General features: G+C 65.4%; 15 protein-coding genes. 11 read left to right on the forward strand and 4 right to left on the reverse strand.

Annotated features, from left to right (window positions below; all coding sequences use genetic code 11):
• The first annotated feature begins 214 nt into the window (after nt 1-214).
• The 9 genes from PMI04_RS10650 to PMI04_RS10690 all read left to right on the forward strand — a co-directional run bounded on the left by PMI04_RS10650 (nt 215) and on the right by PMI04_RS10690 (nt 10292).
• Nucleotides 215-2938: a TonB-dependent receptor gene (locus PMI04_RS10650; RefSeq protein ID WP_007712304.1), complete on the forward strand. Its 2724-nt coding sequence runs from the start codon at nt 215-217 to the stop codon at nt 2936-2938.
• Nucleotides 2939-3035: 97 nt separating this feature from the next.
• Nucleotides 3036-4274 (forward strand): L-fucose:H+ symporter permease, encoded by a 1239-nt coding sequence (gene fucP, locus PMI04_RS10655; RefSeq protein ID WP_007712306.1) that lies wholly within the window; start codon nt 3036-3038, stop codon nt 4272-4274.
• Nucleotides 4271-5095 carry an amidohydrolase family protein gene (locus tag PMI04_RS10660; protein ID WP_007712308.1) on the forward strand — a complete coding sequence of 275 codons (825 nt, stop codon included), beginning with the start codon at nt 4271-4273 and terminating at the stop codon, nt 5093-5095. Before fucP ends, PMI04_RS10660 begins: the two co-directional genes overlap by 4 nt.
• Nucleotides 5092-6075, forward strand: a complete 984-nt coding sequence (locus PMI04_RS10665; RefSeq protein ID WP_007712309.1) for an aldo/keto reductase — start codon at nt 5092-5094, stop codon at nt 6073-6075. Before PMI04_RS10660 ends, PMI04_RS10665 begins: the two co-directional genes overlap by 4 nt.
• Nucleotides 6068-6376, forward strand: coding sequence for a UxaA family hydrolase (locus tag PMI04_RS10670; protein WP_007712311.1), 309 nt, complete (start codon nt 6068-6070; stop codon nt 6374-6376). Before PMI04_RS10665 ends, PMI04_RS10670 begins: the two co-directional genes overlap by 8 nt.
• Entirely contained in the window at nt 6373-7575 is a 1203-nt protein-coding gene (locus tag PMI04_RS10675) for a UxaA family hydrolase (RefSeq protein WP_007712313.1), read from the forward strand. The genes PMI04_RS10670 and PMI04_RS10675 overlap by 4 nt, the downstream gene beginning before the upstream one ends.
• On the forward strand, nt 7548-8315 hold the full coding sequence (locus PMI04_RS10680; RefSeq protein WP_037486823.1) for an SDR family oxidoreductase: 768 nt from the start codon (nt 7548-7550) through the stop codon (nt 8313-8315). The genes PMI04_RS10675 and PMI04_RS10680 overlap by 28 nt, the downstream gene beginning before the upstream one ends.
• A complete protein-coding gene (locus tag PMI04_RS10685; RefSeq protein ID WP_007712318.1) occupies nt 8315-8659 on the forward strand; it encodes an L-rhamnose mutarotase in 345 nt (114 codons plus the stop codon). The genes PMI04_RS10680 and PMI04_RS10685 overlap by 1 nt, the downstream gene beginning before the upstream one ends.
• A 13-nt stretch (nt 8660-8672) precedes the next feature.
• A complete protein-coding gene (locus PMI04_RS10690; RefSeq protein ID WP_007712319.1) occupies nt 8673-10292 on the forward strand; it encodes a DUF5597 domain-containing protein in 1620 nt (539 codons plus the stop codon).
• 109 nt (nt 10293-10401) lie between these two features.
• On the opposite strand, the gene PMI04_RS10695 is transcribed toward PMI04_RS10690, so the two are convergent.
• From PMI04_RS10695 to PMI04_RS10710, 4 genes are all read right to left on the reverse strand, one after another.
• Nucleotides 10402-11418, reverse strand: coding sequence for an LLM class flavin-dependent oxidoreductase (locus PMI04_RS10695; protein WP_007712321.1), 1017 nt, complete (start codon nt 11416-11418; stop codon nt 10402-10404).
• A 93-nt stretch (nt 11419-11511) separates the two neighbouring features.
• On the reverse strand, nt 11512-12513 hold the full coding sequence (locus tag PMI04_RS10700; RefSeq protein ID WP_007712323.1) for an SMP-30/gluconolactonase/LRE family protein: 1002 nt from the start codon (nt 12511-12513) through the stop codon (nt 11512-11514).
• Nucleotides 12510-13613 (reverse strand): Gfo/Idh/MocA family oxidoreductase, encoded by a 1104-nt coding sequence (locus PMI04_RS10705; protein WP_007712325.1) that lies wholly within the window; start codon nt 13611-13613, stop codon nt 12510-12512. The genes PMI04_RS10700 and PMI04_RS10705 overlap by 4 nt, the downstream gene beginning before the upstream one ends.
• Nucleotides 13614-13641: 28 nt before the next feature.
• Nucleotides 13642-13911 carry a LuxR C-terminal-related transcriptional regulator gene (locus PMI04_RS10710; protein ID WP_007712327.1) on the reverse strand — a complete coding sequence of 90 codons (270 nt, stop codon included), beginning with the start codon at nt 13909-13911 and terminating at the stop codon, nt 13642-13644.
• 294 nt (nt 13912-14205) lie between these two features.
• Between PMI04_RS10710 and PMI04_RS10715 the strand changes: the two genes are divergently transcribed.
• Together PMI04_RS10715 and PMI04_RS10720 are read left to right on the forward strand one after the other, a co-directional pair.
• A complete protein-coding gene (locus PMI04_RS10715; protein ID WP_007712329.1) occupies nt 14206-15552 on the forward strand; it encodes a gluconate:H+ symporter in 1347 nt (448 codons plus the stop codon).
• A gap of 84 nt (nt 15553-15636) precedes the next feature.
• The gene (locus PMI04_RS10720) at nt 15637-16311 is read left to right on the forward strand and encodes an FCD domain-containing protein (RefSeq protein ID WP_007712331.1); all 675 of its coding nucleotides are present in this window, start codon (nt 15637-15639) and stop codon (nt 16309-16311) included.
• Nucleotides 16312-16437: the final 126 nt, after the last annotated feature.

Genomic DNA, 16437 nt, shown 5'->3' on the forward strand with positions numbered 1-16437 from the left:
GCCATCATCCGTTAGCCTCCTCCTACACACCATCTACAGGTGAAATCAATTTTTATATTTCACAAATGCGAAACCGGGCGTAATAGGACCGCGCCGTTTGGTATCGCTCCCAATAGCGAGAAGGCGGCGTCAGGGAAGAGCTTGCCGCGGCCAGTGTGCGGCGCCGAAGTCGATCAGTGCTCCGCGCAGGAGCCGTGGGAGAGGAAGGGTTAACATGTTCAAGAATCTGTATATTCCGTCGCGTGCGGAATTGCTGGCGGGTATCTCGCTGGCCGGTATCGTGCTGGGTTGCGCTGCGCCCGCCATGGCGCAGGACGCCGTCGGTGCCACCACCGCCACGAACGCCGAATCGCCTGAAGCTGCGTCCGAAGGGGACATCGTTGTCACCGGCGTTCGCGCCAGCCTTTCCAGCGCCCAGTCGATCAAGCGCAACAGCGACGTCATCGTCGACTCGATCGTCGCCGAAGACATTGGCAAGCTGCCCGACCGCAACGTGGCCGAAGCGCTGCAGCGCATCCCCGGCATCCAGGTGCAGCGCCAATATGGCGAAGGCAGCTCGGTCGCGATCCGCGGCCTGACCCAGGTCCGCACCGAACTTAACGGCCGCGACATCTTCACCGCCTCGGGCGCCAACCAGCTCAGCCTGGAAGACATCCCGTCCGAATTGCTGGCCGGCATCGACGTCTACAAGAACCCGTCGGCCGACCTGATCGAGGACCAGTTGTCGGGCACGATCAACTTCCGCACCCGCAAGCCGTTCGACTTTGACGGTCTGAAGGTCGCCGCCACCGCGACCCAGAGCTATTTCGACCTGACCGACAAGTTCAAGCCCTCGGCCTCGCTGATGGTCAGCGACCGTTGGGACACCGGCATCGGTGAAATCGGCATTCTTGCCAGCGTCTCCTTCCAGAAGACCGCCTTCCGTCAGGACACGATCTCGACCGAGCCCTTCTACACGCTCGATCCGACCAACGCGACCGACGCCGCCGTGCTGGCGGGCCTGGGCCGCACCGGCCAGACCACGACCCTGCCGCATGGCACCGGCATCGGCGAAGTCTATGGCGATCGTCGTCGCCTCGGCACCGACGTTGCGCTTCAGTGGCGCCCCAGCGACACGCTGGAGCTGACCGCAGAAGTCTTCCGTTCGGACTATAAGTTCCGTTTCGACGACTATAGCTTCTTCGCCTACAGCTCGGGCAGCGCGATCATCCCGCAGGCGGGCGCGCCCTTCACCTATGCCGATAACGGCGATTTCCAGAGCGGCACCTTCATCGATCTGCCGATCGGCAACAACACCAGCGCCCAGACCCGTCATTCGACCACGACGGACTATTCGCTGAACATGAAGTGGAAGCCTTCGGACCAGCTGACCATCACCGCCGATGGCCAGTATGTCGATGCCAAGACCAAGAATCTGCGTTCGATCGTCGGTCTGAACGGTACCGCCGACACGCTGTATCAGGATATTTCGGGTTCGGTCCCGGTTGTGAATATCGGTTCGAGCACTGGTCTCACCAACCCGGCCACCTACACCAGCGCCTTCTATCTCGATAACCTCAACGAGTCGAAGGCGTCGGACAAGACCGCGCGCCTGGACGCCGAATATCGCTTCGACGCCGGCATCCTGTCGTCGATCAAGGCGGGCTTGCGCTATGCCGACCGCAAGAACAAGACGATCGATACCGGCTATCGTTACACCGGCCTGAGCAGCGTTCCGACCCAGTTGGAAAATGTCGATCTGGGCGACTTCTTCCGGGGTGACGCGGACCTGTTCGGCAACATCATCGCCTTCAACCGTGGCATCATCCGCAACTATCAGGATACGCTCGACACGCTGGGTATCGCCAGCGCGCCGGCCTATACCCAGAGCGGCACGAACCAGCAGCGGCAGAAGACCTTCACCGGCTATGCTACCGCCTTCTTCAAGGCCGATCCGGTCGACGGTAATATCGGCGTCCGCGTGGTCCGCACCAATCTCGACGTGTCGGGCTATTATCAGCAGACCTCGATCGTGCTGGATGCGAACGGCAATGAAGTCAGCGGCCCGACCGTGTTCAACCCGATCGCCGTGTCGCAGGATTATACCTCGGTCCTGCCGAGCCTGAACCTGCGCGTCCACCTGACCGACGATCTGCAGCTGCGTTTTGCCGCCGCGAAGAACATTTCGCGTCCCAACTTCACGCAGCTCAACCCCAGCCTGACCGTCAGCGAACCGGGTTCCGCCCAGCAGGATCAGATCCACACGACCAGCGGCGGCAATCCGTACCTCAAGCCGATGAAGTCGGACAATCTGGACGCCACGCTGGAATGGTATTTCTCGCGGACCGGCTCGCTGACCGCAGCGGCCTTCTACAAGAATATCAAGAACTACATCCAGACCGCCGTGTCCTATCGCGACGTCACCTTCGACAATGGCAACAGCTACCAGTATGAAGTGACGTCTTACAATAATGTCGCCAAGGGCAAGGTGAAGGGCTTTGAACTCGCCTATCAGCAGTTCTTCGACTTCCTGCCCGGTCCGTTCGACGGCCTCGGCATGCAGGCGAACTTCACCTATGTGGACTCGCAGGCACCGTCGCCCGCCACTAGCGGCCCGGTCACCAACGTCCCGCTCGAACTGCTGTCGAAGTATAATTACAATATCGTCGGCATCTACGAAAAGGGCGGCCTGTCGGCCCGCGTCGCCTATAACTGGCGCAGCAAATATGTCGTCACCACGGCGGGCAACGGCACCGGCAGCCTGCCGGTGTTCAACAAGCCCTTCGGTCAGCTCGATGCGTCGATCAGCTATAATGTGACGCCGCAGTTCGCGCTGGCGCTGGACGGCACGAACCTGACCAACACCCGTCGTGCGACCTATTTCGGTATCGACAGCCGTCCGCGTGACGTGGTCGTCAACGATCGTCGCATCAGCCTGACGGCGCGGCTCAGCTATTGATCCGTGCCGGGGGCATTTCTAGCCTCCTCCCGACTGGGTGGGTCCGATCTCAAAAGGGACGGACCCACCGACTTTTCCCGGCAAAGAGAGGATGATGATGCTGGCCGATGCAAGGGTAGAAAAAGGACCGGCGGAGCAAGGCTCTCGCGCGGCGATGATCCTGACGATCGGCCTCTTCTTTCTTTGGGGCCTCGCCAATAATCTCAACGACGTGCTGATCGCCCATTTCCGGCACGCCTTTGCTCTCTCCGACTTTGCCTCGGGGCTGGTCCAGTCCGCTTTCTATATGGGCTATTTCTGCTTTGCCATTCCCGCTGCCATCACCGCCGAACGTTTCGGCTACAAGGCGACGGTGATCCTGGGCCTGCTGCTGTTCGCGCTCGGCGCCTTGCTGTTCCTGCCGGCCTCTGCCGTGGTCAGCTATCCCTTCTTCCTGTTCGCCCTGTTCGTGATCGCCAGCGGCCTCGCCTTTCTGGAGACGGCTGCCAATCCCATGGTCGCGGTGCTGGGAGACGCCGCCAGCGCGGCCCGGCGGCTTAACCTTGCCCAGGCGTTCAATCCGCTGGGATCCATCACCGGCGTGGCGCTGGGCGCCACCCTGATCCTGTCCGATGCGCCGACACAGGGTGCTGCTGCCGCCGCCGCCGTACAATTGCCCTATCTGCTGATCGCGATCGTCGTGCTGGCTTGGGCCTTTCTGCTGGGGCGTACGCCCTTCCCGAAGGCTGCGGTCGAGGGCAATGCCGATGCCGCGCCACTCGCAGGCTATCGGGAATTGCTGCGTCGCCCGCGCTATCTGGCGGGTATCGCTGCCCAATTCTTCTATGTCGGCGCGCAGGTCGGCATCTGGAGCTATCTCATCCGCTATGCGCAGGCCGCGCTGCCGGGCATCACCGCCCAGCATGCCGCCTGGCTGCTGACCCTGTCGCTCGGCCTGTTCATGGCCGGCCGCTTCGCCGGTGCGGCGCTGCTCACCCGCTTCGATGGCGCGCGGCTGATGCGCCTCTTCGCGCTCGTCAATCTCGGCCTCGCGCTGGTCGGTTCGATCTGGCTCGGCCTGCCCGGCGTCGCAGCACTGGTGGCCGCCAGCTTCTTCATGTCGATCATGTATCCGACCATCTTCGTCCTCTCGCTCGACGGCCTTGGCCCACTGACCAAGCCGGGCGCATCGATGATCGTGATGGCCATCATCGGCGGCGCGGTGCTGACCGCCGTCATGGGCCTGATTTCCGACATGGCCGGCACGATCAACGCGGCGATGGCGGTGCCCGCTTTCTGCTTCCTGGTGGTCGCGGCCTATGCCCATGTGATGCGCGGGAAGGGCGGGACGGCATGATCGACGCCCATGTCCATCTCTGGCAGCTCGGCCGCAACGATTGCAGCTGGCCCGGCGCAGACCTGCCGGCGATCCATCGCGACTATGGGCTGGATGATCTGCTCGCGCAGCTCGATGCCAACAAGGTCGATGCCGCGATCCTGGTGCAGAGCCAGGAATCGGAAGCCGACACCCACTGGCTGCTCGCGCTCGCGGCGGGGACGGATCGGATCGCCGGTGTCGTCGGCTGGGTCGACCTTACCGGCGATGTCGCCGCCCGCGTCGCGGCGCTGCAGGTCGCCGGGCCACTGGTCGGCATTCGCCCGATGATGCAGGGCCGCGCGCCCGACTGTTTCGACGATCCGGAACTGGCGCCCGGCTTCGCGGCGCTCGCCCGCCATGGCCTGGTGCTCGACGCGCTGGTGCGCCCGCAGCATCTCGCCTCGCTCGCCCGGCTGGCCCGGCGGCAGCCCGACCTCAGCATCATCATCGATCATGCTGCCAAGCCGCTGGTCGGCGAGGCGATCCCGGCAGACTGGCGCGCCGCCATGGCCGATCTCGCCGCCTGCCCCAATGTCGCCTGCAAACTGTCGGGCCTGCTCACCGAGCTGGCGCCGGGGGCAAGGGACGGCGCCGCCGCTCCCTTCATCGCAGAATTGCTCGCCCTGTTCGGCCCGGATCGCCTGCTCTGGGGCAGCGACTGGCCGGTGCTGACCCTCGCGTCCGACTATGTTGCCTGGCTCGATCGCGCCCGCGCATCGCTGCCGGTCGCGGCCCATCGCGCCATCTTCGCCGACAATGCCGCCCGCCTCTATCGCGTCACGCAGGGAGCCGCCGCATGATCGACTTCCCGACCCTGGGCATGGGCACCGCGCCCATCGGCAATCTCTATCGCGTCGTCAGCGATGCGGAGGCGCGCGCGACCCTCGACGCCGCCTTTGCCGCCGGCATCCGCTATTTCGACACCGCCCCCCATTATGGCTTTGGCCTTGCCGAACGGCGGCTGGGCGCGGCGCTGGCCGAACATGACCCGCAGGGCAAGGCGCGGGTCTCGACCAAGGTCGGCCGCCTGCTGCGGCCCACCGAAGCGCAGGGCGAGCGCCATGGCTTCGTCGATGCCGACCCGTTCGAGCCGCATTTCGATTATGGCCATGACGCCGTGCTGCGCTCCTTCGAAAGCAGCCAGAAGCGCCTGCGCCGCGACCGGATCGACCTGCTTCTCGCCCATGATATCGGCCGCCTGACCCATGGCGACGCGCATGCCGATCATCTCGCCGCCTTCCTTGACGGCGGCTATCGGGCGATGCGCGACCTGCGTGATGCCGGCGCGATCGGCGCGATCGGCATCGGCGTGAACGAGGTCGCGATCTGCCACGACCTGCTCGACCGGGTGGAACTGGACGCGATCCTGATCGCCGGCCGCTACACTTTGCTCGATCGCGGCGCGGAGGAGCTGCTCGACCGCTGCGCCAGCGTCGATGTGCAGGTCATCGTCGGCGGCCCCTATAATAGCGGCATCCTCGCCCGCGATCTCAGCGGCCCGCTCCATTTCGACTATGCCGCACCGGATGCGGCGATCCTCGCCCGCGCCCATGCCATGGCGGCGCTCTGCCGCGACGCCGGCGTCGCGCTGCCCGCCGCCGCGCTGCAATATCCGCTGCGCCACCCGCAGGTCATGGCCGTGATCCCCGGCCTGGTCGGCGCGGATCAGGTCCATGACACGATCGCCCGTCTGGGCGCCGCAATTCCCGACACGCTCTGGCCGGCGCTTGACGCGGCCGCCCGTGCCCATCCTCTTGCCAAGGCCCACAGCCATGCTTGAACATGACAGCCGCCTCATCCTGCTGCACCCCGACGACAATGTGCTGATCTGCGTCAGCGCGATCGAGGCGGGCGACATATTGCCCGTATCCGGCGGCACCATCCCCGCGCGCGAAGGCATCGCGATCGGCCACAAGATCGCCCGTATGGCGCTGGCGCAGGGTGACAAGGTCATCAAATATGGCGCGCCGATCGGGTCGATGACGGCCCCGGTCGCGGCTGGCCAATGGGTCCATATGCACAATATGAAGAGCGATTATATCAGCAGCCACACCCGCACCGCGCTGGAGCAGGGCGCATGATCCAGGGCTGGCTCCGTTCCGACGGGCGCAAGGGCATCCGCAATGTCGTCGCCGTCGCCTATCTGGTCGAATGCGCGCACCATGTCGCGCGCCGCATCGTCGACAAGGCCGATGATCCCGATGTCCAGCTGATCGGCTTCCCCGGCTGCTATCCCAATGCCTATGCGGCCAAGGTGATGGAGGCGATCGCCACCCATCCCAATGTCGGTGGCCTCGTCATCGTCTCGCTCGGCTGCGAAAGTTTCAATCGTGAGAAGCTGCGCGCCGTCGTGGAGGCCAGCGGCCGCCCGGCCGAACTGCTGGTGATCCAGGAAAAGGGCGGCACCGCCGCCACCATCGCCGCCGGGCTGGAAGCGGTCGAACGGGTGCGGGCGCAGATCGCATCGGTCGAGCGCGTGCCGATGGGCGTCGAGGAACTGGTCGTCGCCACCATCTGCGGCGGGTCGGACGGCACCAGCGGCATCACCGCCAATCCGGCGGTCGGCCGCGCCTTTGACCGGCTGGTGGCGGAAGGGGCGGCCTGCATCTTCGAGGAGACGGGCGAACTGGTCGGCTGCGAGAAGATCATGGCCGACCGCGCCGCCACGCCCGAACTCGCCGCCGCGATCGAGGCCTGCGTGCAGAAGGCGGAGGCCTATTATACCGTCATGGGCTTTGGCAGCTTCGCGCCGGGCAATGCCGAAGGCGGCCTCACCACCCAGGAGGAAAAATCCATGGGCGCCTACAGCAAGTCGGGCAGCTCGCGGATCGACGGCATATTGAAGCCGGGCGATATTCCCCCGATGGGTGGCCTCTATCTGCTCGACGTCGTGCCCGATGGCGAACCGCGCTTCGGCTTCCCCAACATCTCCGACAATGCCGAGATCGTGGAGCTGATCGCCTGCGGCGCGCATGTCACCCTGTTCACCACCGGGCGCGGATCGGTGGTCGGATCGGCGATCTCGCCGGTCATCAAGATCTGCGCCAATCCCGAAACCGGCCGCCGCCTGGCCGCCGACATGGACGTCAATGCCGGCCGCATCCTGGAGGGGGAAGCGACCCTCGACGATGTCGGGCAGGAAATCTACGACGCAATCCTCGCCGTCGCGGCGGGCGAGCGCAGCCTTTCCGAACAACTGGGCCATCAGGAGTTTATTTTGACCTACAAGGCTTTCGATCCCATCGGTCCCGAATGTCTGCCGATGGTGGCGCGCGCATGAGCGCCCCGCAGAACGGCCGCCTCGCCGGCAAGACCGCACTCATTACCGCCGCCGCCCGCGGCATCGGCCGCGCCTCGGTCGAGCGTTTCGTGGCGGAGGGCGCCCGCGTCTTCGCCACCGACCGCGATCTCGATGCGCTTGACGGGCTGGAGGGCTGCGAACGGCTCGCCCTCGACGTCACCGACGGCGCCGCCGTGCGCGCACTGGCCGCAGACATCGGCCCGATCGACATCCTCGCCAACATTGCCGGCGTGGTCCATGCGGGCAATATTCTCGAATGCAGCCAGTCCGACTGGGACTTTGCCGTCGCGCTCAACATGACCGCCCAATATCACACCATTTCGGCCTTCCTGCCGGGCATGGTGGAAAAGGGCGCGGGCGCGATCGTCAACATGTCCTCCATCGCCAGCTCGGTGAAGGGCATCCCCAACCGCTTTGCCTATGGCGCGACCAAGGCGGGCGTGATCGGCCTGACCAAGGCGGTCGCCGCCGATTTCGTCGGGCAGGGCATTCGCTGCAACTGCATCTGCCCCGGCACCGTCGACACCCCTTCGCTGCAGCAGCGACTGCACGACACCGGCGACTATGAAGCCGCCCAGACCGCCTTCGTCGCACGCCAGCCGATGGGGCGCCTCGGCAAGGCGCAGGAGATTGCCGGCCTTGTCCTCTATCTCGCCAGCGACGATGCCGCCTTCACCACCGGCGCGGTCCATGTGATCGACGGCGGCTGGGTGATGTGATGCGTCATGTGCTGCTGATCGACCTGGCCGACGATGCGGCCGCTATCGCCCAATATGAGGCCTGGCACGCATCGGGCGCACTGCCGCCGGCCATCGGCGCCAGCATCCGCGCTGCCGATGTCCGGGCGATGGACATTTATCGCAGCGGCAACCGGCTGGTCATGCTGATGGAGACTGGCCCGGATTTCGACCCGGCGGCGAAGGCGGCGGCCGACGCCGCCGATCCGGCGGTGCAGGCCTGGGAAGCGCAGATGGACGGTGTCCAGCGGCCGTTGCCCTGGTCCGTTCCCGGCGCCAAATGGACCGCCGCCACCCGCATATTTTCCCTAGACGAACAGCCCTGAGAGACCCGATCTGATGCGCAATCTTCTTCCCCTGCTCACGGGCGCCATGCTGCTCGCCACCCCCGCGCTGGCTCAGAATGGCGGACAAGTGCCGCATATCGAGAGCAAGAATGGCCGCCACGCCCTGATCGTCGATGGCGCGCCCTTCCTGATGCTGGGTGGTCAGGTCAATAACAGCAGCAATTATGCGACGCCCCTGAAGCAGGTCTGGGACCGACTCGACAGCATCCACGCCAATACGGTTGAAGTGCCGGTCGCCTGGGAACAGCTGGAGCCCAAGGAAGGCGAGTTCGACTATAGCTTCGTCCAGACCCTGCTCGACGAGGCGCGCGCCCATGACAAGCGCATCGTCCTCCTCTGGTTCGGCGCCTGGAAGAATACCGGCCTTGCCTATACCCCCGACTGGGTGAAGCTCGACAATCGCCGCTTCCCGCGCATGAAGACCGCCGATGGCAAGGATCATGGCGTGCTCTCGCCCCATGGCGCCGCCACGCTGGCGGCGGACAAGCGCGCGTTCCTCAAGCTCATGACCTATGTGCGCGACCATGATGCGCAGAATACGGTCATCATGGTGCAGCCCGAAAATGAAGTCGGCAGCTACCAGAATCCCCGCGACTTCAGCGCCGTCGCGCAGAAACTGTTCGACGGTCCGGTCCCGGCCGAGCTGACCCGTGCGCTCAAGAAGCCGGCGGGCAGCTGGAGGAGCGTGTTCGGTGAAACGGCGGATCGCAGCTTCAACACCTGGTACACCGCCCGCTATATCGAGGAACTGGCCAAGGCCGGCAAGGCGATCAAGCCGCTGCCCATGTATGTGAACGCCTCGCTGACCGATCCCTACAAGCCGGTCGATCCGATGACCGTGTCGAGCGGCGGGCCGCAGGGTGACGTGATCGACATCTGGAAGGCGGCGGCCCCCTCGCTCGATCTCGCCGCGCCCGACATTTATGACCGGGGCAGCCGCAACGTCTTCAAGCATCTCGATCTCTACACAAGGCCCGACAATGCGCTGATGGTGCCCGAAATCGGCAATGCCGCCGAATATGCCCGCTATTTCTGGTCGGCGCTGGGGCGCGGCGCGATCGGCTTCGCGCCCTTCGGCATGGATGATGCCGATTATTTCAACTATCCGCTCGGCGCCAAGAGCTTCGACGACGCGACCATCCACGCCTTCGCGTCCAAATTCGGCGTACTCGGCGCAGCCATGCGCCCCTGGGCGAAGATCGCCTTCGCTCACCCGACCTGGGGCGCGGCGCGGCCGGACGACGGCACGCCGCTCAGCACCACCATGGGCGACTGGACGGTCACGGCCAGCTTTGGCCAGTGGCAGTTCGGCCAGCGCGAATGGTTCCCCAATGCCGACACCCCGGCCTGGGACAAGGCGATGGTCGGCGGCATGGTCGTGGCGCAACTGTCGGCCAATGAATTTCTCTTCACCGGCGACCATGTCCGCGTCCAGTTCGGCTCGCGCGACGGCGCCCCGGCCAACGGCATGATCGTCAAGGTCGAGGAAGGCCATTTCGAAGGCGACAACTGGGTCTTCGACCGCATCTGGAACGGCGACCAGACCGATTATGGCCTCAACCTCATCGACAAGCCGGTCTGGCTCAAGGTGACGATGGGCCGCTATCGCTGATCATTGGAATTGTCATTGCGAACGAAGTGAAGCAATCCACAGGAGCGCGGATTGGATTGCTTCGCTGCGCTCGCAATGACGCAGTCTATTATGCTGAAATCGTCCTGATCTAGCGCCAGCCCAGGGCCGGCGCGATATGCGTCAGGATGGACTCGATCACATGGGCGTTATAGGCGACGCCCAACTGGTTCGGCACGGTCAGCAACAGCGTGTCCGCTTCGGCGATCGCCTGATCCGCCTTCAACTGCTCGATCAGCAGTTCGGGCTCGGCGGCATAGGATCGGCCGAACACGGCCTGCATATTGTCGATCACGCCGAACTGGTCCTTGCCGTCGCCGCGCCCGAAATAGTCATGATCGTCCTGGTTCATCAGGGCAAAGATCGAACGGGACACCGACACGCGCGGTTCGCGCGCATGACCTGCCTCTTTCCATGCTGCCTTATAGGCGCGGATCTGCTGGGCCTGCTGCACATGGAAGGGTTCGCCCGTCTCATCGGCCTTCAGCGTCGAGCTTTGCAGGTTCATGCCCATCTGCGCCGCCCAGATCGCGGTCGCGTTGGACGCCGATCCCCACCAGATGCGATCGCGTAGTCCGTCCGAATGCGGCTCCAGCCGCAGCAGTCCGGGCGGATTGGGGAACATCGGATTGGGATTGGGCTTGGCAAAGCCTTCGCCGTTCAGCAGGCGCAGAAACACTTCGGCATGGCGCCGGCCCATGTCCGCGTCGCTCTGTCCTTCCGCGGGCGCATAGCCGAAATGGCGCCAGCCATCGATCACCTGTTCGGGTGAACCCCGGCTGATGCCCAGTTGCAGCCGGCCGCCGCTGATCAGGTCGGCCGCGCCTGCATCCTCGATCATGTAGAGCGGGTTTTCATAGCGCATGTCGATGACGCCGGTGCCGATCTCGATCCGGCTGGTTTTGGCGCCGACCGCCGCCAGCAGCGGGAAGGGCGATCCGAGCTGGCGCGCGAAATGATGGACGCGGAAATAGGCGCCGTCTGCGCCCAGTTCCTCGGCCGCGACGGCCAGGTCGATTGATTGCAGCAGCACGTCGCTCGCCGATCGGGTGGCGGAATAGGGGGCCTGCGACCAATGGCCGAAGGACAGGAAACCGATCTTCTTCATCTTGGGCCTTCCAGCTTACTCTCTAGCCCAAGAGCTGGCGTCGCCGCGCCGCAAGCGCAACCGCGTGATTGGAATAGAAGAGTTTCCGATCCGCTACCGGACGAGCGGCACCGCTGCCAGCCGGTCCGCCGACGTCAGGAACAATGTCTTGCCGCCCTCGCCGATGCAGCAATTGGCGATCGCCTTGCCGGTGCGGATCTTGCCGAGCAGCCGGCCGTCCGGCGCGCAGATATGGACGCCGCCGGGGCCGGTGGCGAAGACCGTGCCGTCCGGCGCGGTCTTGATCCCGTCGGGCAGGCCCGGCTCGCCCGCCGCCAGTTCCCTGGCCATGTCGCGGAACAGGCGCTGGCCGGTCGGTAGGCCGTCGGCGCCCAGACTATAGGCCAGCACTTGCGGCTGCTTCTCGTCCGACAGGGCCAGATACAGGGTGCGCCCGTCCGGTGACAGGGTCACGCCATTGGGCCGGCGATGGCTGCCGTCGATCAGCGTGACCATGCCATCGGGCGTCAGCCGGTAGAGGCCGTTGACGCCGATTTCCCGCAGCGGCGACGTGTCGCCGTCGGTCAGGCCATAGGGCGGATCGCTGAAATAGATGCTGCCATCGGCCGCGATCGTCAGGTCGTTGGGGCTGTTGAAGCGCTTGCCCTGATAACGGTCGGCCAGGATCGTCCGCGCCTTGGTCTTGAGGTCCACCCGCACGATCGCGCGCGTGCCGCTGTCGGCGCCGACCAGATGGCCGTCCCTGTCGATCGCGATGCCGTTGAGGCCCGCCTCGCGTATCTCCTTGGGTATCGCCGTCTGCAGGCCGGAGGGCGAGAGGAAGGGCGATACCCCATCCTTGCGGGTCCAGCGATAAACGATGTTGGACGGCGGATCGCCGAACAGCAGGGCGTCGATCGGCGCGGCCCAGGTCGGCCCCTCGACCCAGCGATAGCCCTGCGCCAATATCTCCACCTGCGCGCCGGGCGCGATGATGCGGTCGATCGCCGGATCGATCCGGTCGATCCGCGCGGCCGGCAGGTCGGCCGCGTGCGCAAGGGCGTGGGTGAGGGGCAGGGCGGCCATCCCGGCCAGCAGGGTACGACGATCGATCATGCGGGCAGGGTAACCGTTCGATGCTCCGCAGCCGAGCGATAGATCGCTTCGATCACCCGCAGGTCAGCGAGGCCCTCTTCGCCCGCGACGATCGGGGTGGTGCCATTGATGATACATTCGGGCAGATGGTCGAGCTGGGCGGCAAACTGGTTCTTGGCCGGCGCCGGCAAGCTGCGCGGCGCGGTCACGCCATCCTTGCGGATCGTCATCGTCTGGCCGCTATAGGGGGTGGCCGGCTCCATATCGATCCAGCCCTGGGTGCCGATCACCCGATAGCCATTATGGCCCGAGCTATAGCTCGACACGCAATTGGCGATGATGCCCGACGGGAAGCGCAGCATGAAGTCGATCCGGTCCTCGACGGTGGCGAAGCGCGGATCGCTGCGGTCGGTGCTCTCGATCGCGCTTACCTCCACCGGCTCCTCGCCGGTCAGGTAGCGCACGGCGTTCAGGCTATAGATGCCGATGTCCATCATCGATCCGCCACCCGACAGCGGCCGATCGAGCCGCCACTGGTTCGGCTTGATCGAAAAGCCATGTTCGGCGGTGATGATCCGGGTCGGCCCGACATGGCCACCCCGCGCCAGTTCGATCGCCAGCTTGTTGTATGGCTCGAAGCGCGAACGATAGCCGATCATCAGCTTGCGCCCGGCCTTGGCGCAGGCGGCGATCATCGCCTGACATTCGGCGGCCGACACCGCCATCGGCTTCTCGCACATCACATGCTTGCCCGCCTGCGCGGCGCGGATGCTGTATTCGGCATGCAGGCTGTTGGGCAGCACGATATAGACGATGTCGATGTCCGGATTGTCGCGGATGCGGTCAAACTCGGCATAGCTGTAGCGATGCGTCCTGGGGATGCCATATTGGTCGCCATATTGCGCCAGCTTGGCCGGCGTACCGCTGACCAGGGCCACCAGCTTCGCATGGTCGCAGCCGGCGAAATTGGGCATGATCTGCTCCACGGCATAATAGCCCAGGCCGACAATGGCATAGCCCAGCTTGCGTGGCGGCGCGGCGCCGGCGGCGCTCCCGCTCATGCCGGCCAGCACCAGCCCGGCGCCGATGCCGCCCATCAACTCCCGTCGCGATCGGTCCATAGGGCGTCTCCCGCCAGAAAATTGGATATTAGTCGGCGGCGCGGCTCAGCGCCGGGCGCATCCCACTGAAATGGCTCGCGGCGATGGCGACCTGGGTGCGGTTGCGGACGTTGAGCTTGCGCATCAGCGCGGTCATATGGACCTTCACCGTCGCCTCGGCCATGCCCAGCTCATAGGCGATCTGCTTGTTGAGCAGGCCCGAATGGACGCAGCGCATCACTTTCATCTGTGTCGGCGTGAGATGTGGGGCTTCGGGGACCATAGGGTCCTGACGATCGAGAATATGCAGATCCTGCATCCTGCCTCTCCCTGTTGTGATCCACGTGCGGGCGCCGGGTGGCCCAGGATTCGTTAGCGCTAACGATACTGGAATCAGTCAGACAGGTTCAAGCGAAATTTTGCAATATTCGTGAAATAACCTAGCTTGTGACCAAAATACGGCTATAACCTGTCTAACAGCTTTTCGGGATTCGCCCTGCGAATGACCGAAGGCATACAGGAATGAGAGGGTGGGGATGGCGTTACCATATCGTCGATCGGTGCCATGCGGTCAGGTGTCCAGCCGAACCGGAAAGCAGGGAGGCATCATCCGATGAACCCCGCCGACTATCGCCTGCTGATCGCCGCCGTCATCGGCATCGCGCTGTCCATCGCCCTCATCATTCGCGGCCGGCTCCATCCCTTTGTCGGCCTGCTCTGCGGTGCCTTCACCGTCGGCCTGATCGCTGGTCTGCCGATGGAGGAAACCGCCAAGGCGGTCGAAAAGGGCGCGGGCACGATCCTTGGCGGCACCGGCCTTGTCGTCGCGCTGGGCCTGGGCCTTGGCGCGATGCTGCAATTGTCGGACGGCGCCGGCGGCCTGGCCCGCTCGGCGCTGCGCATCTCCGGTGTAAAGGGCGCGCCCTGGGCCAGCCTGTTCATCGCCATCGTCATCGGCCTGCCGCTCTTCTTCGAGACCGGCCTGGTCCTGCTGCTGCCGATCGTCGCGTCGGCCGCCGCCGCGCTCCCCGCCGGGCAGAATGGCGACACCGCCAAGCTCAAGCTGATGCTGCCCGCATTGTCGGGCCTGTCGGTCGTCCACGCGCTGGTGCCGCCGCATCCCGGCCCCTTGCTCGCGGTCAACGCGCTCGGCGCCAATCTTGGCCTCACCCTTCTCTATGGCCTGATCGTCGGCATCCCGACCGCGATCATCGCCGGCCCCGTACTCGCCCGCTTCACCGCGCCCGGCGTGAAGCTCAATCCGCCGCTGCTCGATCCGGTCAAGGTCGATGTCGCCACCCCCTCGGTCGGCCGCGCGCTCGCCGCCGTGCTGCTGCCGGTGGTGCTGATCGCTGCGGGACAGGCGGTGGCGCTGCTGCCGGCGGCGGTCGCGCCGCATTTCCACTGGCTCGGCTGGGTCAGCGATCCGGTCGTCGCGCTGCTGATCGCGGTGCTGGCCGCGCTGCCTTTGCTGTTCGGCCGCCGCATCACCGATGCCAAGATCCAGAACGCCATCTGGACCGAGGCGATGGCGCCGGCGGGCGGCATCATCCTGGCGATCGGCGCGGGCGGCGCGCTCAAGCAGGTGCTGGTCACCGCCGGCCTCTCCGACCTGCTGGTCCGCTTTGCCGCCGGCGGCGCGATCTCGCCGATCCTGCTCGCCTGGGGCGTGTCGGTCTGCATCCGCCTCGCCACCGGTTCCGCCACCGTCGCGACGATCACCACCGCCGGCGTGATGCAGGGGCTGGTCGCGGCCTCGGGCGTGGAGCCCGAATGGATGGTGCTGGCGATCGGCGCGGGCTCGCTCTTCTTCTCCCACGTCAATGATCCCGGCTTCTGGCTGGTCAAATCCTATCTCGGCACCGACATGCCGGGCACGTTCAAGACCTGGTCGATCATGGAAACCGTGGTCGCGGTCGTGGGCCTGCTGCTGGTGCTCGTCGCGAGCAGCATCTTCTGACCAAGGTGCTCCTCGTGCTTGTCGCGAGCAGCATCTTCTGACTAGGAGGCACAGGATGTTGCCCAGCGATCCACAGGTGCGCCGATGAACCAGGTTCGGCTGTCCGACCATGCCTATGCCGGCATCGTCGAGATCATCAACGACCAGGATCTGGAGGTCGGCGATCGCCTGCCGTCGGAAGCAGCACTGGCGGAGCGGTTCGGCGTCTCCCGCGCGATCGTGCGCGAAGCGCTGGTCCGCCTCGCCTCGGACGGCATTACCGAAGCGCGCAGGGGCGCCGGCTCCTTCGTCAAGAGCCGCCCGCAGCGGCTCGCCGCCTTCATGCCCGCCGCCGAACTGCCCGGGACATTGGGCAGCTATGAGGTCCGCTTCGTGCTGGAGGCGGAGGCCGCGCGCCTCGCCGCCACCCGCCGCAGCCCGCTCGAAATGGCCCATGTCGAGGAGGGGATGGAGATGCTGCGCACCGCCCTGCTGTCGAGCGAACCGGCCCATGCCGAGGATATGGAACTGCACCGCCGCATTGCCGAGGCGACCGGCAACCCAGCCTTCCTGATCGCCTTCGACGCGCTCCATGCCGATGTCGACAAGATCATGCGCGCCGGCGTCGACATCAGCCGCTCGCGCCCGCCCGAAGTGATCGCGACCATGCTGCGCGAACATGAACAGATCGTCGCCGCCATCCGCGCCCAGGACCCCGAAGGCGCGGCCCTGGCGATGCGCTGGCATTTGTGGGAAGGGCGGCGACGGCTGATGCCGTGAGGGGGCAGGGCGCCTGTCACCACTTCGCTTGGATGATGGAGCGAGTGGTTTTCCACCATTTCCCTCCCGCTGGCGGGAGGGGAACATGTCTGGAATTAGTCGTTAGCCGTCAAAACCCAATATCGT

It is taken from the genome of Sphingobium sp. AP49 (assembly GCF_000281715.2).
Lineage (GTDB): Bacteria > Pseudomonadota > Alphaproteobacteria > Sphingomonadales > Sphingomonadaceae > Sphingobium.

Excerpts from the sequence above, each read along its gene's own strand:
- PMI04_RS10650 (WP_007712304.1), top strand. The coding sequence starts at position 215 with ATGTTCAAGAATCTGTATATTCCGTCGCGTGCGGAATTGCTGGCGGGT.
- fucP (WP_007712306.1), top strand. The coding sequence starts at position 3,036 with ATGCTGGCCGATGCAAGGGTAGAAAAAGGACCGGCGGAGCAAGGCTCT.
- PMI04_RS10660 (WP_007712308.1), top strand. The coding sequence starts at position 4,271 with ATGATCGACGCCCATGTCCATCTCTGGCAGCTCGGCCGCAACGATTGC.
- PMI04_RS10665 (WP_007712309.1), top strand. The coding sequence starts at position 5,092 with ATGATCGACTTCCCGACCCTGGGCATGGGCACCGCGCCCATCGGCAAT.
- PMI04_RS10670 (WP_007712311.1), top strand. The coding sequence starts at position 6,068 with ATGCTTGAACATGACAGCCGCCTCATCCTGCTGCACCCCGACGACAAT.
- PMI04_RS10675 (WP_007712313.1), top strand. The coding sequence starts at position 6,373 with ATGATCCAGGGCTGGCTCCGTTCCGACGGGCGCAAGGGCATCCGCAAT.
- PMI04_RS10680 (WP_037486823.1), top strand. The coding sequence starts at position 7,548 with ATGTCTGCCGATGGTGGCGCGCGCATGAGCGCCCCGCAGAACGGCCGC.
- PMI04_RS10685 (WP_007712318.1), top strand. The coding sequence starts at position 8,315 with ATGCGTCATGTGCTGCTGATCGACCTGGCCGACGATGCGGCCGCTATC.
- PMI04_RS10690 (WP_007712319.1), top strand. The coding sequence starts at position 8,673 with ATGCGCAATCTTCTTCCCCTGCTCACGGGCGCCATGCTGCTCGCCACC.
- PMI04_RS10695 (WP_007712321.1), bottom strand. The coding sequence starts at position 11,418 with ATGAAGAAGATCGGTTTCCTGTCCTTCGGCCATTGGTCGCAGGCCCCC.
- PMI04_RS10700 (WP_007712323.1), bottom strand. The coding sequence starts at position 12,513 with ATGATCGATCGTCGTACCCTGCTGGCCGGGATGGCCGCCCTGCCCCTC.
- PMI04_RS10705 (WP_007712325.1), bottom strand. The coding sequence starts at position 13,613 with ATGGACCGATCGCGACGGGAGTTGATGGGCGGCATCGGCGCCGGGCTG.
- PMI04_RS10710 (WP_007712327.1), bottom strand. The coding sequence starts at position 13,911 with ATGCAGGATCTGCATATTCTCGATCGTCAGGACCCTATGGTCCCCGAA.
- PMI04_RS10715 (WP_007712329.1), top strand. The coding sequence starts at position 14,206 with ATGAACCCCGCCGACTATCGCCTGCTGATCGCCGCCGTCATCGGCATC.
- PMI04_RS10720 (WP_007712331.1), top strand. The coding sequence starts at position 15,637 with ATGAACCAGGTTCGGCTGTCCGACCATGCCTATGCCGGCATCGTCGAG.